Origin of the sequence: Fulvimarina fulva (assembly GCF_039652615.1) — a bacterium.
GTDB lineage: Bacteria > Pseudomonadota > Alphaproteobacteria > Rhizobiales > Rhizobiaceae > Fulvimarina.
Genome location: NZ_JBDJAC010000009.1, coordinates 140,571 through 162,466, shown reverse-complemented (window position 1 = coordinate 162,466; position 21,896 = coordinate 140,571). Strand labels below are relative to the sequence as shown.

At 62.8% G+C, this 21,896-nt stretch carries 18 protein-coding genes; 4 read left to right on the top strand and 14 right to left on the bottom strand.

Annotated features, from left to right (window positions below):
• Positions 1–324: 324 nt before the first annotated feature.
• Positions 325–1,926: a bifunctional metallophosphatase/5'-nucleotidase gene (locus ABDX79_RS13940; protein WP_346220907.1), complete on the top strand. Its 1,602-nt coding sequence runs from the start codon at positions 325–327 to the stop codon at positions 1,924–1,926.
• A 492-nt stretch (positions 1,927–2,418) separates the two neighbouring features.
• On the opposite strand, the gene ABDX79_RS13935 is transcribed toward ABDX79_RS13940, so the two are convergent.
• Positions 2,419–2,931 (bottom strand): MarR family winged helix-turn-helix transcriptional regulator, encoded by a 513-nt coding sequence (locus ABDX79_RS13935; RefSeq protein WP_346220906.1) that lies wholly within the window; start codon positions 2,929–2,931, stop codon positions 2,419–2,421.
• A gap of 72 nt (positions 2,932–3,003) precedes the next feature.
• On the opposite strand from ABDX79_RS13935, the gene ABDX79_RS13930 reads away from it, so the two are divergent.
• The 3 genes from ABDX79_RS13930 to ABDX79_RS13920 are packed head-to-tail and all read left to right on the top strand — an operon-like array spanning position 3,004 to position 8,386.
• On the top strand, positions 3,004–4,143 hold the full coding sequence (locus ABDX79_RS13930) for an efflux RND transporter periplasmic adaptor subunit (protein ID WP_346220905.1): 1,140 nt from the start codon (positions 3,004–3,006) through the stop codon (positions 4,141–4,143).
• A 29-nt stretch (positions 4,144–4,172) separates the two neighbouring features.
• On the top strand, positions 4,173–5,300 hold the full coding sequence (locus ABDX79_RS13925) for an efflux RND transporter periplasmic adaptor subunit (RefSeq protein WP_346220904.1): 1,128 nt from the start codon (positions 4,173–4,175) through the stop codon (positions 5,298–5,300).
• Entirely contained in the window at positions 5,297–8,386 is a 3,090-nt protein-coding gene (locus ABDX79_RS13920; RefSeq protein ID WP_346220903.1) for an efflux RND transporter permease subunit, read from the top strand. Before ABDX79_RS13925 ends, ABDX79_RS13920 begins: the two co-directional genes overlap by 4 nt.
• A gap of 51 nt (positions 8,387–8,437) precedes the next feature.
• Here the strand turns inward: ABDX79_RS13920 and purU are convergent, their stop codons facing one another.
• From purU to ABDX79_RS13855, 13 genes are all read right to left on the bottom strand, one after another.
• Complete coding sequence (purU, locus tag ABDX79_RS13915; protein WP_346220902.1) at positions 8,438–9,322, bottom strand: formyltetrahydrofolate deformylase; 885 nt, start codon at positions 9,320–9,322, stop codon at positions 8,438–8,440.
• Positions 9,323–9,665: 343 nt separating this feature from the next.
• Positions 9,666–11,021: a thymidine phosphorylase gene (gene deoA, locus ABDX79_RS13910; RefSeq protein ID WP_346220915.1), complete on the bottom strand. Its 1,356-nt coding sequence runs from the start codon at positions 11,019–11,021 to the stop codon at positions 9,666–9,668.
• Positions 11,022–11,033: 12 nt separating this feature from the next.
• Positions 11,034–11,777, bottom strand: a complete 744-nt coding sequence (gene deoC, locus ABDX79_RS13905; RefSeq protein WP_346220901.1) for a deoxyribose-phosphate aldolase — start codon at positions 11,775–11,777, stop codon at positions 11,034–11,036.
• Between the two features lie 89 nt (positions 11,778–11,866).
• The gene (locus ABDX79_RS13900; protein ID WP_346220900.1) at positions 11,867–12,658 is read right to left on the bottom strand and encodes a purine-nucleoside phosphorylase; all 792 of its coding nucleotides are present in this window, start codon (positions 12,656–12,658) and stop codon (positions 11,867–11,869) included.
• Positions 12,659–12,663: 5 nt separating this feature from the next.
• Entirely contained in the window at positions 12,664–13,632 is a 969-nt protein-coding gene (locus ABDX79_RS13895; protein WP_346220899.1) for an ABC transporter permease, read from the bottom strand.
• The gene (locus tag ABDX79_RS13890; RefSeq protein ID WP_346220898.1) at positions 13,632–14,795 is read right to left on the bottom strand and encodes an ABC transporter permease; all 1,164 of its coding nucleotides are present in this window, start codon (positions 14,793–14,795) and stop codon (positions 13,632–13,634) included. The genes ABDX79_RS13895 and ABDX79_RS13890 overlap by 1 nt, the downstream gene beginning before the upstream one ends.
• A complete protein-coding gene (locus ABDX79_RS13885) occupies positions 14,795–16,372 on the bottom strand; it encodes an ABC transporter ATP-binding protein (RefSeq protein ID WP_346220914.1) in 1,578 nt (525 codons plus the stop codon). Before ABDX79_RS13885 ends, ABDX79_RS13890 begins: the two co-directional genes overlap by 1 nt.
• A 22-nt stretch (positions 16,373–16,394) precedes the next feature.
• Positions 16,395–17,393: a BMP family lipoprotein gene (locus tag ABDX79_RS13880; RefSeq protein WP_346220897.1), complete on the bottom strand. Its 999-nt coding sequence runs from the start codon at positions 17,391–17,393 to the stop codon at positions 16,395–16,397.
• 235 nt (positions 17,394–17,628) lie between these two features.
• Positions 17,629–18,654, bottom strand: a complete 1,026-nt coding sequence (locus ABDX79_RS13875; protein WP_346220896.1) for an ABC transporter substrate-binding protein — start codon at positions 18,652–18,654, stop codon at positions 17,629–17,631.
• Between the two features lie 42 nt (positions 18,655–18,696).
• Positions 18,697–19,566, bottom strand: coding sequence for an ABC transporter permease (locus tag ABDX79_RS13870; RefSeq protein WP_346220895.1), 870 nt, complete (start codon positions 19,564–19,566; stop codon positions 18,697–18,699).
• The gene (locus ABDX79_RS13865) at positions 19,563–20,456 is read right to left on the bottom strand and encodes an ABC transporter permease (protein WP_346220894.1); all 894 of its coding nucleotides are present in this window, start codon (positions 20,454–20,456) and stop codon (positions 19,563–19,565) included. The genes ABDX79_RS13870 and ABDX79_RS13865 overlap by 4 nt, the downstream gene beginning before the upstream one ends.
• A 24-nt stretch (positions 20,457–20,480) precedes the next feature.
• Positions 20,481–21,257, bottom strand: a complete 777-nt coding sequence (locus tag ABDX79_RS13860; protein WP_346220893.1) for an ABC transporter ATP-binding protein — start codon at positions 21,255–21,257, stop codon at positions 20,481–20,483.
• The gene (locus ABDX79_RS13855) at positions 21,254–21,880 is read right to left on the bottom strand and encodes a hypothetical protein (RefSeq protein ID WP_346220892.1); all 627 of its coding nucleotides are present in this window, start codon (positions 21,878–21,880) and stop codon (positions 21,254–21,256) included. Before ABDX79_RS13855 ends, ABDX79_RS13860 begins: the two co-directional genes overlap by 4 nt.
• Positions 21,881–21,896: the final 16 nt, after the last annotated feature.

Sequence of the window (21,896 nt, the reverse complement as noted above, 5' to 3'; positions counted from 1 at the left end):
CGGGGTCTCCGTATGGTTCTCGGTTGAAGTCGCCAAACTCCACCTCGATCATACACCTCGATGGCCACCCAAGATCACACCGGCAGCGCCGGAGAAATTACACCACGTACTCGGACGCTAACGTCGTATCCCGTTGAGGTGCTATCGGGAAAGCGCGCTCTCGCAAATCTGGACGGCACATGCACCGCCCGTCGGCACACAGCCATTTCCTTTGCTCATTGCTACATTCCGGCGGTTGGTTATGATCCGAACCGCCGGTGTCGCGGCGTTCGCATGCGGTGTCGGCCGGTTCTCGCTTTTTCCGATCTTCAATACGAGGAATTCATGCGTCGCCTCGCTCCCTTCGCAGCTGCCTTTCTCCTCTCGGCCGCCATTCCGGCGTCCGCCGAAACCGTCCTCACCATCCTGCACACCAATGATGTCCACAGCCACATTCAGCCGATCAACAAGTATGATGCGGCCTGCGGTGAGGAGGATGCTGCGGAAAACGCCTGTTTCGGTGGCGCGGCGCGGATGCTGACGGCGATCAACACCGCAAAGGACCGGGCGACGAATCCGATCCTCGTCGATGGCGGCGACCAGTTTCAGGGCACGCTCTTCTACAACCAGTACAAGGGCAAGGCCACAGCCGAGATGATGAACGCTCTCGGCTACGAGGCGATGGTCGTCGGCAATCACGAGTTCGACGACGGGCCGGAGGTCTTGCGCGACTTCATTGCCGCGGTGGATTTTCCCGTCGTGATGGCAAATGCCGACGTCTCCAACGAACCGGCGCTCGCGGATGTCATCGAGCCCTCGGCCATCATCAAGAAGGCGGGCAAGAAAATCGCACTCGTTGGAGTGACACCGAGCGACAATGATCAACTAGCGAGCCCGGGCGAAGGCGTGACCTTTTCCGATCCGGTCGAGGCGCTGAAGACCGAGGTGGCCCGCCTCGAAGGCGAGGGGATCGACACGATCATCCTTCTTTCCCATTCCGGCTACGAGGTGGACAAGCGGATTGCCGGGAACGTTCCCGGCATCGATGTCATCGTTGGTGGCCATTCCCATACGCTTCTGTCCAACACCGACGATAAGGCCTCGGGGCCCTATCCGACCGTCGTCAAGAATCCGGACGGCATCGATGTTCCGATCGTCCAGGCCTATGCCTATGGCAAATATCTCGGCGAATTGGTCGTCACCTTCGGCGACGACGGCAATGTGTTGAAGGCGGAAGGCGCTCCGATTCTTCTCGATGCGTCGATCCCCGAGGATGAGGCCCTGAAGGCCCGAATTGCCGAACTCGCCAAGCCGCTGGAGGAGATTCAGAAGAAGGTCATCGGCAAGACCGGCGGCCCTATCGATGGCGGGCGCGACACCTGCCGGGCCGGCGAATGCCAGATGGGCAATCTCGTCGCCGACGCCATGCTCGACCGTGTCGCCGATCAGGGCGTCCAGCTGGCGATCACCAATGGCGGCGGTCTGCGTGCCTCGTTCGACGAGGGCGACGTGACCCTTGGCGAGATTCTGACCGTCCTGCCCTTCGGCAATACGCTGTCCACCTTCAAGCTGAAGGGCTCAGATCTCAAGGCTGCGCTGGAAAACGGCGTCAGCCAGGTCGAGGAGGGCGGGGGACGCTTCCCGCAGATCGCGGGAATGCGCATCACCTGGTCACCGCACGGAACGGCCGGCGAAGACCGGATCACGTCGATCGAGATCGCCGACGGGAAGGGCGGTTTTACGCCGTACGATCCGGACGCAACCTATCTCGTGGTCTCCAACAACTACATGCGCACGGGCGGTGACGGCTATTCGGTCTTCGAGGAGAAGGGAAGCGAGGCCTATGATTTCGGGCCGCTCCTGGCCGATGTCCTGACCGAGTACCTGCAGAAGGACAATTCGGCTTACGAGCCCTATACGGACGGCCGCATCGCCAAAGCCGAATAATCATCGTCTGACTTCGATCGGAACACCCGCATAAAAGGCCCGGCGCGACGGAGCGCCGGGTCTTTTCGTCTGAGGGTTATCGATGGTCGGGTCTGCAAGCCGGATGACCCATTTCAAGGTACCGGTTCTGCGGCTGGGAGAAGCCTTGTCCGAGCGTTATGGCCGCGATTTTTCTCGTGCCCATGCCCGCTTCGCCGATGCGGCAGCTATTGGTTTCGTCAACGTTATCGGTCGGCCGTGGCGGAGCATCCCGATCCGCGGCCGTCGGGAGGCGCTCGAAGTCGCGCTATGGCGGTGTCGTAACGGACCGAAAAGCGGATGCCGGTTTTCGGAAACTCCGACGCGAAAACAATGGGCGATAGCATTAAGCCCGATTCCGAAATCGGGTTTCATGGTCTCGTGTTCAGATCCGAGTTCTTGTCCTGCAACGCGTCGTGGCGAGACAGCTCCAGAGCGGAAAGACCGGCACGGGTCCCGGCCGGCTTTTCCCGCCTACAAGGCCTCGAATTCGTCCACCAGCGTCTTCAGGAATTTGCTCACGGTTCGCGCTTCTCCCTCCGTCAGATTCTCGAAGGTAGCCTGCAACCGATCGCGGATATGGCGGTGGTCGTTGAGGATCGGGTCCGAGTTTTCCGAAATCAGAGTGATCACGATCCCGCGCCGGTCGGCGGGGTTCGGTCGTCGCTCGATGAGGCTCGACCGTTCCAGCCGGTCAAGAAGCGCGGTGGTCGCCCCGGTCGAGAGCCCGACATGGTCGGCGATCATCCGGCCGGTGACCGGGGCCTCGCTGCTTTCCAGAAACCCGAGGCAGGCAAGATCCGTCAGCGCGAGATCGTGGCGCTGGGCAAGTTCCTTGTCGAGCTCCACGGCGATCCGCATGACCCGCTTGAAGAGACGCGCCATCTCCATCGACGCGGCGCTTCCATGCGCGCCGCCGCCGCAAGCGGTTCGCGACCCGACCCGTGCCGCCTCGTCCTCGTCGCGAGCGCCGCTGCCATTCGCCATTGACGAATTCCCGTTCTTCTTTTAGCTTTATGATAAAGCAACTTCACAAAAAAGCAATCTGCGATGATGGCGATGAGCGAACGAACTGATCGGGCTGCCGGATCGATCCGGTTGATGGCAATCGCCTTTTCAGCTTTCTGGCTTTCGGCTTGCACGCCGGACGCTGCCGAGGAACGCCCGCCCGAGCCGATCGGTTTCGTCACCGCCGAACCTGAAACGGTGAGCCAGACGACGACGCTCACCGGAGAAATCGTTGCGCGGCACACCGCGACCTATTCCTTCCAGACGAGCGGCCGCGTGACCGATGTCGAAGTCGATGTGGGCGAGGCGGTGAAGACCGGCGACGTTCTCGCGCGGCTCGATCCCACCCAGCAGAAGGCCGACGTTTCGGCGGCCGAGGCGGCCGTCGCCTCCGCCAAGGCGCAGGCGACGCAGGCCACAGCCGCCTTCCAGCGCCAGAAGGAACTTCTCGCCAAGGGGTTTACCACGCGTGCCAATTATGACGACGCGGAAAAGGCGCTGTCCGCGGCAACCAGCGGCGTCGACACCGCGAATGCCAATCTCCAAACGGCAAATACCGATCTGCAGGATACCGTTCTCAGAGCCGACGCCGACGGGGTGATCACGAGCCGCAGCATCGATCCGGGACAGGTCGTCAGCGCCGCCCAGACCGCTTTCGGCTTTGCCGAAAACGGGCCGCGCGATGCGATCTTCGATATTCAGGAACAGCTTCTCATCCATCATGACAAGGCACCCGAGATCATCGTCGAACTCCTCAACAATCCCAGCGTGAAGACGCGCGGCACGGTTCGCGAGATCTCGCCGCTGATCGACACCACGACCGGCACGGTGAAGGTCAAGGTCGGGCTGGAAAACACCCCGCCCGAAATGACCCTCGGCGCGGCGGTCATCGGTACAGGCACGGGCGAGATCATCAAGGATGCGATCATCATCCCCTGGTCAGCCCTGATGACCGCCAATGACAGCCCGGCGGTCTGGGTGGTCGATGCCAAGACCGGCGCTGCGCAACTGACCCCGATCACCGTCGGCTCTTATCGCAGCGGCATCGTCCTGGTGAAAAGCGGGCTTGCCGCCGGCGACAAGGTGCTGACGGCCGGCTCGCAGCTGGTCCGGCCCGGCGAGGTCCCGAAGCTCGTCAAGCCGGACGAGCCGATCGACGCCGCCGCTGGCGGAAAGGACGACGCATCATGAAGGCGCGTGCTTGTCTGAATAGCCTATTTTTGAGCGTCCTCCTTGCACTTTCGGCCTGCAACCAGTCCGAGGATGAAAGTGCGGCACCGGTTCAAAAGGCGCCGCGCCCCGTGATGAGCATCGTCGCGGAACCGGCTCCTCTGGAGATGCTCGGCTATAGCGGTACGATCGAGCCGCGCTACGAGACGGCGCTGGCGTTCCGCACGCTTGGCCGGATCGTCTCGCGCGAAGTGGATGTCGGCGATCTGGTCAAGAAGGGCGAGACGCTCGCGGCGATCGACGCGGAGACGCTTGCCGCCAATGTGCGCTCGGCCAGGGCGCAGCTTGCCAATGCGCGCATCCAGGAGAGAACCGCCCGCGAAAGCGAGCAGCGTGCCCAGACGCTCTTTTCGGGTAACACGCTGTCCCAATCCGACCTCGACGTTGCGCGCCAGAGCCGCAGCGTCGCAGAGGCCGAGTTGAAGGACGCGGAAGCCCAGCTCGACAAGGCCGAGAACGCCCTGACCTTCGCGGTCCTCAAGGCACCGTTCGACGGGGTCGTGACGGCGCGCTCCGCCGCTGTCGGCGATGTCGTCTCTGCGGGAGAGAGCGTGATGACGCTGGCGCGCACCGACGAGCGCGAGGCGGTTGTCGACGTTCCCGCCTCCGATATCGCGAAATTCAAGCATCACCAGGCCTTTCGCGTCCTCCTCCAGATCGACCCCTCGGTCGAGGTCGACGGCCGGGTCCGGGAAATCTCGCCGCAGGCCGACTCGCTCACCCGCACGAACCGGGTTCGGATCGCGCTCGACAATCCGCCTCAGGCCTTTCGGATCGGCGCTCTGATCAACGCGATACCTGCCGTCGAGGGCGACGCGACGCCGATCCGCATTCCAAGGACCGCGCTGTTCGAGGCCGGTGGGGAAACGAAGGTCTGGGTCGTCGACGAGGCCGCGTCCGAGGTGAAAAGCCGGACGGTGACGATCGAACCCACCCGCAACGACCAAGTGACGGTCATGAGCGGTCTTTCGGCCGGCGAGCGGGTGGTCACGGCGGGCGTCGGCAGCCTGAAGGACGGTCAGGCCATCTCCCTTCAGGAGGGGATCGGCGAGAAGGGTCAGAACGAGGAGGCCGAAGCCGAGACCGGCCGGGACAAGACGAGCGGGAGCGCAGCGTGAAGGGTTTCAATCTCTCGGACTGGGCGCTGCATCACCGTTCCTTTGTCTGGTTCCTGATGATCATTGCCGTGGTCGCCGGCACGCTTGCCTATCTGGGGCTTGGCCGTGAGGAGGACCCGCCCTTCACCATCAAGACGATGGTCGTCTCCGGCGCGATGCCCGGCGCGACGGTGACGGAGATGGCCGAACAGGTGACCGACCGCATCGAGAAGAAGCTGCAGGAGCTGAACAGTCTCGATTACACGCGCTCGATCACGACACCCGGTCGCTCGGTCGTCTTCGTCAATCTTTTGCCCACCACGCGGGCCGAGACGATCCCCGGAATCTGGACGAAGGTGCGCCACATGATGGCGGACATTCGCTCCACCTTCCCATCGGAATTCCAGGGTTTTGCCTTTAACGACGAATTTGGCGACGTCTTCGGCAATATCTACGCCTTTACCGCCGACGGCTTTACCCAGCGCCAGCTGCGCGACACGGTCGAGGCGGTTCGCACCCGCATCCTGCAACTGCCCGATTCCGGCAAGGTGGAGTTGGTGGGGGCCCAGGACGAGAAGATCTATCTCGAATTCTCTCTGCGACGCATCGCCAGCCTCGGTATCGACCCGCAGCAGGTGATCTCGACGCTTCAGGCGCAGAATGCCATCGCCCCCTCCGGCGTGATCCAGTCGGGCCCCGAGCGGATCTTCGTTCGGGTTTCCGGCCAGTACCAGTCGGAGGAAAGCCTGCGCGAGGTCAATCTCCGCGTCAACGATCGCTTCTTCCGCCTCAGCGATATCGCCACCATCAGCCGCGGCTATGAGGACCCGCCCGAAACGCTGTTCCGCTACGAGGGCGAGCCGGCGATCGGCCTTGCCATCGGTTTGCGGAAGGGCGGCAATATCGTCGACTTCGGCGAGGCGCTGAAAGCGGAGATGAACACGATCATTTCCGAACTTCCGGTCGGCATCGATGTCCATCTCGTCGCCGATCAGTCGGCCGTCGTGGAGGAATCGGTCGGTGGCTTTACCCAGGCCCTGTTCGAGGCGGTGGTGATCGTTCTCGCCGTCAGCTTCATCTCGCTCGGCGTCCGGGCGGGCTTCGTCGTCACCCTGTCGATCCCGCTGGTGCTCGCGCTCACCTTCGTCGGCATGGAGTTCTACGGACTGGCGCTCCAGCGCATCTCGCTGGGTGCTCTCATCATCGCTCTCGGCCTTCTGGTCGACGATGCCATGATCGCCATCGAGACCATGGTTTCACGGCTCGAAATGGGTGAGAGCCGCGAGAAGGCGGCGAGCTTTGCCTGGACATCCATCGCCTTCCCCATGCTGTCGGGCACGCTGGTGACCGTCGCCGGCTTCCTGCCGATCGGCTTCAACAATTCCAATGCCGGCGAGTACACGTTCTCGCTCTTCGTGGTGATTGCGCTCGCGCTGCTTCTGTCCTGGATCGTGGCGGTGCTCTTCACGCCGCTGATCGGCGTCATGCTGCTGCCCAGGACCATGCACCGTCATGACGCCAAGCCGGGCTTTGCCCGCCGGGCCTTCAGTCGGCTGCTGAAGGGCGCGATGCGGTTTCGCTGGGTGACGATCCTCGTCACGGTCCTGCTCTTTGCCGGCTCGATCTATTCGATGCGCTTCGTTCAGCAGCAGTTCTTCCCGACCTCCGATCGCCCTGAGCTCGTGGTCGATTTCACCCTGCGCCACAATTCGACGATCGCGGAGACCAAGGCGCGAATGGACGAGCTGGAGGTGATGCTGAAGGGCGAGGAGGACATCGACCATTTCAGCTCCTATGTGGGCCGCTCGGCCGTACGCTTCATCCTCGCCTATGACGTGCAGCCCGATAATCCGTTCTTCGGCCAGATCGTCATCGTCAACAAGGATCTGGAGGCGCGCGAACGGGTTCGCGAAAAGATCAACGCCTTCGCCCGCGAGCATCTCGTCGGTATCGACGTCTATGTGAAGAATCTCGAACTTGGCCCACCGGTCGGCCGGCCCGTGCAATACCGGATCGGAGGGCCTGACCTTGCCGTCGTGCGCGCCAAGGCCCGCGAGGTCGCGGCGATCATGGCGAGCGATCCGCGCCTGCATTCCATCGTTCTTGAGTGGAACGAGCCGGCGCGTGTCCTGAAAGTTCAGATCCTTCAGGACAAGGCGCGCCAGCTCGGCATCAGTTCCCAGCAGATCGCGGGAAGTCTCAACCTCATTCTCGACGGTGAGACGATCACCCAGATCCGCGACGATATCTATCTCGTCGATGTGGTCGCGCGCGGTCGCAAGTCGGATCGCGATTCCATCGAGGCGATCGAGAACCTTCAGCTCACCAATGCTCAAGGCGCCGCAATTCCCCTCGCGAGCCTCGTGACCTATGGTTACGATTGGGAAGACCCGATCCTCTATTCGCGCTCGCGCATTCCCACGATCACGGTCAGCGGCGCGATTCTCGGCCCCACCCAGCCGGCAACGATCGTCGCCGACCTCGCCCCTCAGATCGCCGAATTCGAAAAAAGCCTGCCAATCGACACGAATATCGCGGTCGGTGGTGCGGTGGAGTCCTCGGCCGAGAGCCAGGGACCGATCGCGGCCGTCGTGCCGATCATGCTCGTCGTCATGCTGACGCTGATCATGGTTCAGATGCAGAGCTTCCGGGCGATGTTCATCGTCCTGTGCGCCGCTCCGCTCGGGCTCATCGGTGTGGTCGCGGCTCTCGTGCCTTCAGGCGCGCCGCTCGGCTTCGTTGCCATTCTCGGCGTCCTCGCCCTTGTCGGAATCCTGATCCGCAACTCGATCATTCTCGTGCATCAGATCGACGTTCTTCGGGAGGAAGGCATGCATCCGTGGCGCGCCGTCTTCGAGGCGAGCGAGATGCGCGCCCGGCCGATCGTCCTGACGGCCGCAGCGGCCTCTCTCGCCCTCATCCCGATCTCGCGCGAGGTCTTCTGGGGACCGATGGCCTACGCGATGATGGGCGGCATCATCGCCGGAACCCTGATCACGCTGCTCTTCATACCGGCGCTCTATCTCGCCGTTTTCCGCCTGAAGGAGCCGGACGATGGCGCGACGCCGGACGACGAGGCAGGTCTGGCAGAGGTGCGGCCACTATAACGGGCAAAGGGCGATGCGTGTCTCCGAGAATGCCGCCGCATTCCCGGACCGTCAGCCCAGCCGTTCCGAGGCGTAGCTGCCGGGGGACGCAGGAAAGACCACCGTGCTCGATCCGTTCAGGAAGACCCGGTGGAGGATATGGGCGTGGATGGCGCGCGAAAGCACCTGCGCCTCAACGTCCCGCCCGATCGAAACATAGTCGGCTGCCGATTGCGCATGGGTGACCCGGGCGACGTCCTGCTCGATGATCGGGCCTTCGTCGAGATCGGCGGTGACATAGTGCGCTGTCGCGCCGATCAGCTTCACGCCGCGCTCATATGCCTGCTTGTACGGGTTCGCGCCTTTGAAGCTCGGCAGGAAGGAATGGTGGATATTGATGATGCGGCCGGACATTTTCTGGCACATCTCATCCGACAGGACCTGCATGTAGCGCGCAAGAACGATGAGTTCCGTGCCCGTACCCTGCACGATCTCCATGATGCGCTCTTCCGCCTTCGCCTTGTTGTCCTTCGTGACGGGGGCGTGGTGGAAGGGAAGGTCGTGGTTCACGACGAGCTTCTGGTAGTCGAGGTGGTTCGAGACGACGCCGACGATGTCGATCGGCAGAGCGCCGATCCGCCAGCGGTAGAGAATATCGTTGAGGCAATGGCCGAAGCGCGACACCATGAGGAGCACCTTCATGCGATCGCGCGCGTCGTGGAAGGTGTATGTCATGGCGAAGGGCGCTGCGAGATCGTCGAAGCCTTCCCGGATCTCGTCGAGGTCGCGCTTTTCCTCCGAGATGAACGCGACCCGCATGAAGAAGCGACCGGTGCCGAGATCGTCGTATTGCGCGGAATCGATGATGTTGCATCCGCGTTTTGCCAGATGGGTCGAGATCGCCGCGACGATACCCCTTGTGGAAGGGCAGGCGACTGTGAGGGTGTAGGTGCTCATATCCGAGTTTTTCGCAGCTTTATTCGTGGGATTTGAGAGGCCGGCTCGAACATTCACGGCAGGTGAGCGAGCGAAGTGAGGCGAAGCAAGGCATCGGTTTGCGCAAGAATGTTCGTCGTCAGATCCTTCAGCGCAGGACTACGCGTCGAACCGAAGAGAGACGTCTTCCATTCAGATGGATCTTTAGGCGGCGATCCCGCGGCTCTGCAAGCGCAAAAGGCACTCTTGCGATGCCATGCCCTCACAGGCGATCGTACGGATCTCGACATCGAGCCTTGCTTGAAGAAGCTGCGTCACCCTTGGCGTTCGACGCACAAGCATACGATCAGGAGGCGTGTTAGCCTCACCTGTCGTCTGCCTGTTCGTCAGCATCATGGACTTGGCCGCTTTGATCGATACGATGATGGATGACAGGGCCGGGCGAGCGGTTTTCAGCCGTGATCCGGTAGGCGGAGCGCAATGTCTTCGCCGCGTGTTCCGCCGCATCCGCACTGCGAGCATGGACGGTCGCGATCGGCTGGTTCGGGCCGACCGTTTCTCCGATCCGGGAAAGACCCGTGAAGCCAACGGAATGGTCGATGACATCCGATGGCTGGCGGCGACCGCCGCCGAGGGAGATCACTGCAAGGCCGATCATGCGCGTGTCGATTGCGCCAATATGGCCGCTTTCTTCGGGAAACACGGGGCGCGTGACCTGTGCGTTCGCGAGATGCCGACCGGGATGTTCGAGACAATCGGCAGGCCCGCCGAGAGCGCTGATCATATGGCCGAAGCGCTCGGCGGCTTTCCCAGTTTCGAGGGCATTCCTCGCCAGTGTGAAACCTTCGTTTTCGCTGGCCGCCAGGTTCGCGAGCTGAAGGAGCTCTGCTGCGAGCGCCAGCGTCACCGCTTCGAGCCGGGCGTCCCGGTGCCCGGCTGTCAGAAACGCGATCGCATTCGACACCTCCACGGCGTTCCCTGCCGCCGACGCGAGCGGTTCGTTCATGTCGGTGATGAGGGCGGTCGTCTTCAGTCCGGCACCGTTAGCGACCGAAACGAGCGTCTGGGCGAGGTCGAGCGCGTCGGGAAGGCTCTCCATGAACGCGCCGGACCCGGTCTTCACGTCGAGAACGAGTGCATCGGTGCCTGCCGCAAGCTTCTTCGACAGGATGGAGGCGACGATGAGCGGAACGCTGTCGACCGTCGCGGTCACGTCGCGGATGCCGTAGAGCCGCTTGTCTGCGGGGGCGAGATCTGCCGTCGAGGCAACGATGGCGAGCCCCGTCTCGTCGACTGCGCGTTTCATGGCGTCGAGATGGGGCGCGGTTTGATAGCCAGGTATGGCGTCCAGCTTGTCGAGCGTGCCGCCTGTATGACCGAGGCCGCGCCCGGAGATCATCGGCACCCGCGCGCCACAGGCGGCGAGGATCGGAGCGAGGATCAGCGAGACATTGTCGCCGATACCCCCGGTCGAATGCTTGTCGAGGACCGGCCGGTCGTCGTCCGGCCAGTCGAGCACTCGTCCGGAGTCGCGCATGGCCTGGGTGAGGGCGACGGTGGCATCCGTATCGAGCCCGCGGAAGAACACCGCCATGGCAAAGGCGGCGGCCTGCGCCTCGCTGATGCTGCCATCGGTCATGCCGGCGACGAAAGCGGCGATCTCGCCCTGCGCTGACGGTTCTCCGTCGCGGATCTTCCGGATGATCTCCTGGGGTAGGATGTCGGCCACCGGTCAGTAACCCGTGCCGGTTGGTGCCTCGTTTCCTTCAAGCTCCGCGAGCAGAGCGTCGAGAAGGCCGGACGCACCGAAGCGGAATGTCTTCGGGCTTGCCCATTCCTTCCCCATGATCTCGTCCGCGAGGGCAAGATAGGCCGCCGCGATCGCAGGCGTGCGGATGCCGCCGGCTGCCTTGAAGCCGGCCCCTGCGCCATGATCGTGGATCGTCTCCAGCATCAGGCGCGCCGCTTCCGGTTTCGCATTGACGGGCACCTTGCCGGTCGAGGTCTTCAGGAAATCCGCGCCGGCCGCAAGACAGACCTCGCTTGCGAGCCGGATCGCGGCCTCGTCCTTCAGTTCGCCGGTCTCGATGATCGTTTTGAGCGTCACGCCGGTGGCTGCCCGCCTGACGTCTGAAACATAGGCTGCGACCATGCCGGCATCCTCGGCAAGACGGCGATAGGGAATGACGAGGTCGATCTCGTGCGCGCCGTCGTCGATGGCGCTCTTCGTCTCAGCGATCATCTCATCGAGCGGTTTGTCGCCGCCCGGAAAGTTCACGACCGTCGCGATCCGCACGGGCGTGCCGCCAAGTGCTTCCACGGCCTGCGCAACAAACCGCGGCCAGATGCAGACGGCCGCGACCGCGCCGTGGGGCGTGACCGCACGCTCGCAGAGGAGGGCGATATCGGCCTCAGTGCAGTCGTCCTCCAGATTCGTCAGGTCGAGGCAGGCAAGGGCCCTGAGCGTGTCGTTCATCGGTTTCCTCCAAAGGGTCACGGAAAATCCGTCCGATCGCGTTGCGATATCAGATTTCAGGGGTGCATCTCCGCCGCATGGGACGCGGATCAGAGGCCGGCGATCAGTTCCGCCAGAAGACGCGAGAGCACAGCACCGCCTTGCGGGGCCATGGTCTTTGTTTCTTCGTGACTGAGTTCATCGCCACTGATCCCGGCACCCATATTGGTGACGACGGAGAAGGCGGCAACGCGCAGCCCGAAAAACCGCGCCAGGATCACTTCCGGCACCGTCGACATGCCCACGGCATCGGCCCCCAGCGTCCGGGCCATGCGGATTTCTGCCGGCGTTTCAAAGCTCGGGCCCGAAAACCAGGCGTAGACGCCGGCATGAAGGGTGATGCCCTGTTTGCTCGCGATCAAGCGGGCGCGCTCCCGCAGGGATAGATCATATGCGGTCGTCATGCCGACGAAGCGGCGATCACTCGGTTCGCCGAACAACGGATTCGTGCCGGCAAGATTGAGATGATCCTCGATCATCATGACCGAGCCCGGCCCCGCGTCCGGCATCAGGCTTCCTGCCGAATTGGTGAGGATGAGGGTTTCGACGCCGAGACCCGCGAGGGTTTCCAGCGGCCGGCGCATGACATCGGCCCGGCCGTGTTCGTAATAGTGGGAGCGTCCCGCCATCACCGCGACGGGCGTTTCCGAGAGGCGGCCAAGGACGAGCGCGCCCTGATGGCCGGAAACGGCTGAGACCGGAAAGCCGTCAAGCTCCTGATAGCCGATCGTGACAGGCTCCTCGATCAGACCGACGAGGCCGCCGAGCCCTGATCCGAGGACAAGGGCGATTTTCGGCTCGAGATCGGTGTGGCTGCGGATGGTGTCCGTTGCGCTTGCCATCACGCTCAGCGTTCCTTGACGTAGGGAACGCCGCCGGCCCGGGGCGGGATGGCCTTGCCGATGAAGCCGGCGAGAAGCACGACGACGAGAATATAGGGAAGCGCCTGCATGAACTGCACAGGAACTTCGCCAATCAGCGGCAGGGAAACGCCCTGAAGCCGGATCGCGCTCGCATCGAGAAGGCCGAAGAGGAGGCAGGCGCCGAGAAGCGGCCACGGTTTCCATTTGGCGAAGATGAGGGCGGCGAGCGCGATGAAGCCCTTGCCCGCCGTCATGTCCCGGACGAAGCCGGCCGACTGCGCGATCGAAAGATAGGCCCCGGCGAGCCCGCAGAAGACGCCGCAGATGATGACCGCCCGGTAGCGCAGCCAGGCGACGGAGATGCCCGCCGTATCGACCGCCGCCGGGTTCTCGCCGACGGCCCTGAGCCGCAGGCCGAAGCGCGTCTTGTAGATGATCCACGCCGTCAGCGGGATCGCGAGGAAAGCGATGTAGACGATCAGGTTGTGGCCTGAGATGAGCGTTGCGTAGATCGGTCCTATGATCGGCACGCCTCTCACCGCATCGGCGAAGGGCAGGGTGAGAGAAGTGAAGCGTCCGCTCGCCGGTAGCGGCGGGGTCTGGCCACCGCGCGAAAACCACGCAAAGCCGAGGAACGCCGTCAGCCCTGCCGCGAGGAAGTTGATCGCGACACCGGAGACGATCTGATTGCCGCGCTGGGTGATCGAGGCAAAGCCGTGGACGAGGGACAGCGCAATCGAAGCGACGATACCCGCGCCAAGCGCCAGCCATGCCGAGCCATAGACCGCGCCGACGGAGGCCGCCGCGAAGGCGGCGATCAGCATCTTGCCTTCGAGGCCGATGTCGAAGACGCCGGCCCGCTCGGAAAACAGGCCGCCGAGGGCCGCAAGGATCAACGGAACCGACAGCCGGACCGTGGAATCGAGGAGAAGGATCAGGGCGTCGAAGCTCATCAGCGTCCGGCCTCCATCGGTTCTGCGCCGGTTCCGGCCTCTCGTGGCCCGGAGATCAGCAACCAGCCGCGTGTCAGGCCCGGCCGGAACATGTGCTCCAGCGCGCCGGCGAAGAGAATGACGAGGCCCTGAATGACGACGATCATGTCGCGGCTGATCGAGGGCATGTCGAAGGCAAGCTCCGCACCGCCCTGATAGAGCATGCCAAACAGGATCGAGGCGAGCACGATGCCGACCGGATGGGCCCGGCCCATCAGCGCGACGGCGATCCCCACGAAGCCGGCCCCGCCGACGAAATCGATCTGCAGGCGCTGCTGGTCGCCAAGCACCGGATTGAGCGCCATCAGCCCGGCGAGCGCGCCGGAAATCATCATGGCGATCACGGTGATGCGGACCGGGGAGATGCCGGCATAGAGCGCTGCCGTCGGGCTGTATCCGAGGGTGCGGATTTCGTAGCCGAGTTTGGTGCGCCAGATCAGGACATAAACGAAGACACAGGCGAGAAGCGCAACGATGAAGGAGAGATTGAGCGGCGAGGAGCCGATGTCGATCCCGATCAGCGAGAACAGCCCGTCGAGCTTCGGCAGCGAGCCGCCGGGCCCGAAGGTTCGCGTTTCCGGTTGCATGGAGCCGGCCGGCGAGAGAACTTCCACCAGCAGCCAGACCATGAAGCTCGCTGCGATGAAATTGAACATGATCGTCGTGATGACGATGTGGCTGCCCCGCTTGGCCGCAAGCCAGCCGGGGATGAGAGCCCAGGCCGCGCCGAAGGCCGCAGACAGGACCAGCGCGACCGGAAACGTCACCCACCAGGGGACGTACTGGTCCAGCATAAGGGCTGCGAGCGCACAGCCGAGCCCGCCCAGATAGGCCTGACCCTCGCCGCCGATATTGAAGAGGCCGGCATGGAAGGCGACGGCGACGGCAAGACCTGTCAGCATGAAATTGGTGGCATAGAACAGGGTGAAGCCGATCCCCTCGCCATAGCCGAGCGCGCCGTAGAGGAGATAGCCGACGGCTTCGAGCGGGTTCTCCCCGATGAGGAGAACGACAAGGCCGGAGACGAGAAAGGCCGCCGCCACGTTCAGAAGCGGAATGACCCCATAGTCGATCCAGCCCGGCAGCTTGCCCGATCCGCCGCGCTTTGCCGCGATATTCGCCATTATGCGCTCTCCTCGGCACTCATGCCTGTCATCAGGAGGCCGAGTTCGCCCTCGCTCGCCTCGGGGCCGCGTTCGCCGACGATTCGCCCCCCGCACATCACGAGAATGCGATCGGAGAGCCCGCGGATCTCGTCGAGCTCGACCGAGACGAGGAGAATGGCGCAACCCGCGTCGCGCATTTCGATGAGACGGGCGTGAATGAATTCGATGGCGCCGATGTCGACGCCCCGGGTCGGCTGGCCGACAAGGAGGATCTTCGGTGCGCGCTCCATCTCGCGGGCAAGCACGATCTTCTGCTGGTTGCCGCCGGAAAAGTTCGCGGCCTTCAGGCTCGGATCTGGCGGTCGGACATCGTATTGCTCGACATAGGCTTCGGCTTGCTTGCGGATCGCCGCGCGGTCGAGAAGAAGTCCGCTGCTATAGCTGCTATCGCGATGATAGCCGAGAATGGCGTTTTCGTCCGCCGAAAAGGCGGTGACGAGGCCGGCGCGATGGCGATCTTCCGGTACATGGGCAAGGCCCAGCTTGCGACGGGCGGCGGCGTCAGCGGGAATGGCGAGATCGACGGGCTCTCCGTCGATATGAAGCGTGCCGCCGGTGGCCGTGCGCATGCCGGAGAGAACCTCCAGAAGTTCCGACTGGCCGTTGCCGGCGACGCCCGCAACGCCCACGATTTCGCCGGCCTTGATCGAAAAGCTCGCATCCTGAAGCAGTTTCACGCCGCGCTTGTCGGTCAGTGATAGGCCGCGCGCCTCCAGAAGAGGGCGACCGGGTTTCGCCGGCTCCTTGTCGACACGCAGAAGAACCCTGCGGCCCACCATCTCCTCGGCGAGCTCGGCCGGCGAGGTCTCGGAGGTCTTCATTGTCGCGACGATCTCGCCCTTGCGCATCACCGAGACGGCATCGGTCGCTTCCATGATTTCGCGCAGCTTGTGGGTGATCAGGATGACCGTCCGGCCCTCGTCGCGAAGCTGGGCAAGAATGCGGAAGAGATGATCGGCCTCTGCCGGCGTCAGAACGCCGGTCGGCTCGTCGAGGATCAGGGTCTCGGCACCGCGATAGAGCGCCTTCAGGATCTCGACGCGCTGTTGCAGCCCGACCGGCAGGTCCCCGACGACGGCGTCGGGATCGACCTCCAGCGCGAAGTCCCGTTCGAGCCGCTGAAGCTCCGCCCGGACCTTCGCGACGCCGCCTTTCAGCCGGGCGCCGCCCTCGACACCGAGCATGACGTTTTCGAGCACGGTAAAGGTCTCGACCAGCATGAAGTGCTGGAACACCATGCCGATACCGGCGGCGATCGCATCGTCCGACGAGCGAATATCCACCGTCCGCCCATCGACCAGGATGTCTCCGCCGTCGGCCTGATAGAAGCCGTATAGGATCGACATCAGGGTCGACTTGCCGGCTCCGTTTTCACCGACGATGCCGTGGATCGTGCCCTTATCAACCTTGAGGTGGATGTTCCGATTGGCACGAACCGGGCCGAAGCTCTTGTCGATGCCGATCAGCTCGATGGCCGGCGGCGGATCACCCACCACCGTCCCCGACGCCGCACCCGAATGGGCCGAGCGTTGCATGTTGTTCACCAGTGCGTCGCCCTTACGATTTCGCGGGGCAGGAATCGTCGGACATGTAATCGTGGACCTCGATCTCGCCCGCGATGATCTTCTCGCGTGCGTCGCCGACGCGGGTCTCCATCTCTTCGGTGATGAGTTCCCGATTGTTCTCGTCGAGCGCCCAGGCGACACCGTCCTGCTTCAAACCGAGTTCTTCGACGCCCGCCGTCCATTCGCCGTTCGCGACATCCTCGATCGTATCGTAGACCGCATTGTCGACGCGCTTGACCATGGAGGTGAGGACCGAGCCCGGATGGGTCATGTTCTGGTTGGAATCGACGCCGATGCCGAGCTTGCCGGCATCCGCCGCCGCCTGAAGAACGCCGAGGCCGGTGCCACCCGCCGCGTGATAGACGACGTCCGCGCCCTGATCGAACTGGGATTTGGCAAGCTCGCCGCCGCGCACCGGATCGTTCCAGGCAGCGCCGGTCGTGCCGGTCATGTTCTCATAGACCGTGATGTCGGGATTGACGGCCTTCGCGCCCTCCACATAGCCGCAAGCGAACTTGCGGATGAGCGGGATGTCCATGCCGCCGACGAAGCCGATCTTGTCGGTTTCCGACGCCATGGCCGCGAGCATGCCGACGAGATAGGACCCCTGTTCTTCCTTGAAGAGGATCGATCGGACATTCGGCTTGTCGACGACGGCATCGACGATCACGAAATGGGTGTCGGGATATTCTTCGGCGACCTTTTCGATCGACTGGGCCTGCGAGAAACCGATGCCGATCACCGGATCGAAGCCCTTGCGCGCGAAGTTTCGAAGGGCCTGTTCGCGCTGGGAGTCCGACTGGACCTCGAAATCGCGATACTCGGTGCCGGTTTCCTTCTCGTAGCGCTCGGCGCCGTTATAGGCCGCCTCGTTGAAGGATTTGTCGAACTTGCCGCCGAGATCGTAGACGATGGCGGGTTTGACCTCGGCTGCCTGAACCTGCGTGGCAATAAGCGCAGCGGCAGCCGCCGCAATCCAGGTAAGACGCATATAATTCTTCCTTGTTCTTGAGGGGTTTGCCGTCTTTGGCGGCCATGGTCCGCGTGTCAGGATATGTTCTGGAGGAAAGCGCAAAGTCCAAGCTTTGTCGAGTGAGAGAAGCGGGAGACGGGCCGAATTGGAGGCTGCCCGTCTCCCTCGGATGTGATGCCGCCGATCCCCCGAAGCCGATGGTTTCGAAGGTCCGCCGGCATGAGCCTTGGCGAAGAGGTAATACCGCGCGCGCTTACTGCTGCGACTTGCTCATCTCTTTGGCCTTGTTCGTGACCACGTCGGTCCAGGCGCCTTCCGGCTTCTTCGTGATGACCGGGTCCGAGCCACCGGACATCAGCGTGTCGACCGTCGCTTGCGCCGCGGAGACGTCGAGGGTGCCGTCGGAGCCTTCCGTGAGCTTGTTGATTTCTTCCATCATGCGGACTTGATGCTCTTCGGTCTGGGCACCGGTGGCATCGTTTTCGAGAACGATCTCGGCGGCTTCCTGCGGGTGCTCGCGGGCATAATCCCAGCCTTTCATCGAGGCGGCGACGAAGCGCGCATAGATGTCGACCTTCGCGGGATCTTCCAGATCGGCTTCGTTCACGTAGAGGCCATCCTCCAGCGTCGCGACGCCCTGATCGGTATAGTTGAAGACGACGAGATCCTCGGGCGTATAGCCGGCGTCGATCACCTGCCAGTATTCGTTATAGGTCATGGTGGAGATGCAGTCGGCCTGCTTCTGGATCAGCGGATCGACGTTGAAGCCCTGCTTCAGCACCTCGACACCGTTCTCGCCGCCATTGGTGGGGATATCGAGCTTCGACATCCAGGACAGGAACGGATACTCGTTGCCGAAGAACCAGACGCCGAGCGTGCGCCCCTTGAAATCTTCCGGGCTTTCGATGCCCGTTTCCTTCAGGCAGGTGAGCTGCATGCCGGAGCGCTTGAAGGGCTGGGCGATGTTGACGAGCGGTACGCCCTTTTCGCGGCTGGCAAGGGCTGACGGCATCCAGTCGACGATCACGTCGGCCCCGCCGCCGGCCAGCACCTGGGGCGGCGCGATGTCCGGCCCGCCGGGCTTGATGGTGACGTTGAGGCCAGCATCCTCGTAGAAGCCCTTGTCTTCAGCCACGTAATAGCCGGCGAACTGAGCCTGGGTCACCCATTTCAGCTGCAGGGTGACATCGTCCATCTCCTGGGCGATCGCGGCGGCGGTGCCGGCGCCGAGCGTCAGCACTGTGGCGACGGTGAGGCCCATCAGGGTCTTCAGATTCATGGCGGTTTCCTTGTTGAGGTTACGTGAAGCGAAAAAGAGGTGTCATGCCCTGCGGCGGTTGGAGGGATGCCAGAAGGTGACGGCCCGCTCGGCGAGCGCGAGAAGGCCGTAGGAGATCGAACCGGCCAGAGCGGCGACGAAGATCTCCGCCCAGACCATGTCGACATTCATGCGCCCGACCTCCGTGGAGATGCGAAAGCCCATGCCGACGATGGGCGTGCCGAAGAACTCCGCGACGATGGCACCGATGAGGGCTAGCGTCGAGTTGATCTTGAGCGCGTTGAAGATGAAGGGCATGGCGGCGGGCAGGCGCAGATAGCGCAGGCTTTGCCAGTAGGACGAGGCGTAGGTCGCCATCAGGTCCCGTTCCATCCGGTTTGCCGCCGAAAGCCCCGCGAGCGTGTTCACCATCATGGGAAAGAAGGTCATGATGACGACCACCGCCGCCTTGGAGGGCCAGTCGAAGCCGAACCACATGACCATGATCGGGGCGACTCCGATGATTGGCAGGGCCGAGACGAGATTGCCGACGGGCAGCATGCCGGCTCTCAGGAACGGCGAGCGATCGATGAGGATGGCAGCGAGAAAGCCCGAGCCGCAGCCGATGGCGTAGCCCGCGAGAACGGCCTTCAGATAGGTCTGCTGAAAGTCGGCCCAAAGCGTCGGGACCGAACCGGTGATCCGGTCCCAGATCATGGAGGGCGGCGGCAGGATGACCTGTGGTACGCCGAGACCGCGTGTGATCCCTTCCCAGAGAACCAGCAGCCCGATGCCGAAGAAGATCGGGATCGTCAGATCGATCGCGCGCTGGCTGAAGGTGTTGCCGGTGCGCAGGCGCGCAAGGCGGAGATTGGCCGCGAATGTGAGCGCCCAGACAGCGATCGCGACATAAAGGATGGTCGACCCACTCACGCCTGCACTCCCATCCGACGGTTTACGACGCGGCCGGCGAAATCGATCAGCATCACGAGGATCGCGGCCAGAATCGCGGCTGTCATCAGGGCGCTCCAGATCTGCACGGTCTGGCCGTAATAGGAGCCCGCCAGAAGCCGCGCGCCGAGGCCTGAAACCGCGCCGGTGGGCAGTTCGCCGACGATCGCGCCGACAAGGGCGATGGCAACGGCAACTTTCATGGAGGCGAAGAGATAGGGCATTGCGGCCGGCCACCGGAGCTTGGCCAGCGTCTGCGGGCCCGATGCGTTGTAGGTGCGCATGAGGTCGAGATGCATGCCGTCCGGCGATCTCAGCCCGGCCACCATGCCGACCGCGACGGGAAAGAAGGCCAGATACATGGAAATGAACGACTTCGGCAGGAGGCCGGTGATCCCTTGCGTCGCGAAGATGACGATGATCATCGGCGCGATGGCGAGGATCGGGATCGTCTGGGAGGTGATGATCCACGGCATCAGGCTCTTGTCGAGCACCTTGGAGTGGACGATGCCCACCGCCAGCGCGACGCCGAGCGCGGTGCCCATGAGGAAGCCGAGGAGGGTGGAGGAGAGCGTGATCGACGCGTGGTAGAGGAGGCTGCGCTTGGAGGTGGGCGCGGTGTCGACGATGGTCTTCCACATTTCCGCCTTGACCTGATGGGGCGCGGGCAGGACCGGGCGCTTCTGGCTCATCGTGTCGGCCACCATCGCCCCGAAGGAAAGCTCGGTGTCGGCGCGGGCGGCCATATCATAGGCGAAAGGCGCGTTCAGCCAGATCGCCCCGAGATACCAGAGCGCCACGATGCCGGCGAGGACGGTCAGGATCGGCAGCAGCCTCAGCCGCAGGACCGTGATAAACGCGCCGAGCCTCATGGGCGGTGCTCCGTCTCGAACCGCTCAATCATAGGCATGGCCCGCCCTCAGCCCGTCGCGTACGCGGTGGGCGATCTTCAAGAATTCCGGGCTCTCGCGGATGTCGAGCGGGCGATCCTCGCCAAGATCGCAGTCGATGATCTCGTGAATGCGCCCCGGTCGCGGGCTCATCACGACGATGCGGGTCGACAGAAACACGGCTTCCGGAATCGAATGGGTGACGAAGACGATGGTCTTCTTTGTGCGCGCCCACAGCTTCAACAGCTGTTCGTTCAGATGGTCGCGGACGATCTCGTCCAGCGCGCCGAAGGGCTCGTCCATCAACAGCATGTCCGGCTCGACGGCGAGCGCGCGGGCGATCGAGGCGCGCTGCTGCATGCCGCCCGAGAGTTGCCAGGGGAACTTTCTGCCGAAATCCTTGAGGTCCACAAGCGCGAGATTCTCACGCACGCGGCGGTCCCGCTCAGACCTGTCGATCCCCATGATCTCCAGCGGCAGGCCGACATTCTTTTCGATCGTGCGCCAGGGAAAAAGCGCCGCTGCCTGAAAGACATAGCCATAGGCCCGCGCCTTGCGCGCCGCTTCCGGGCTCATGCCGTTGACGGTGATCGATCCGCCGGTCGGGGTTTCGAGATCGGCTATGACGCGGAGCAGCGTGGTCTTGCCGCAGCCGGACGGGCCGATCAGAGAAACGAATTCCCCGGCATGGATGTCGAGGTCGATGTCCTTAAGGGCGTGGACCGGGGCATCGGCGGTCTCGAAGATGAGGTCAACTTTAGATATTTCAATGACTTGATTCATATCAACACACTATCCACGACTGAAGAAGAACCACTTCGTCGAGACGACCAGTCAACAATTCTGTCCAAGGGAATTCGAATTGCGATGTCGGCGAATTCTGTCCGAAAAAAATACAAAACAATGCTGATTTTTTCTTTACGAGACGGATCTTCCAGTACAGTAGCAAAATCACGAGAACAGTAAGCGATAATGAAAAAATTGCCCCCGGCCGATTTATGCACCTCCATTACTGCTGTGCCACCGCGTTCAGCCGAAAGCGCTATTTTTTCTATTCCAGTTCCCCCAACAACACCCTCTGGGTCCGTGTTGAGCATCCAAGGCGGCGAAAACCCATATACGCCATCTGGTAACTGACCCATCCGCCTACCCTCTTGACGCTCATCTAAAATCTTCACGCCACTTTCGGCTCTCAAATCGAGAACGTTATATGAAAATGCGTATGGCGGCAGATTTACCGCGCCGGATTTTGGACGATTGTTATCTGGACGCTGCATTCCAAGGGACGACGACCACAAGACAGATAGTAGAAAGAAAGCTACCAAGCCAATAATAGATGAAAGCAGCACCTTCGGAACGAATGCAAGACCGGATGACCATTCAAGTATCTTTTGAACGATTTCCATTCGATTCAGTTTAACC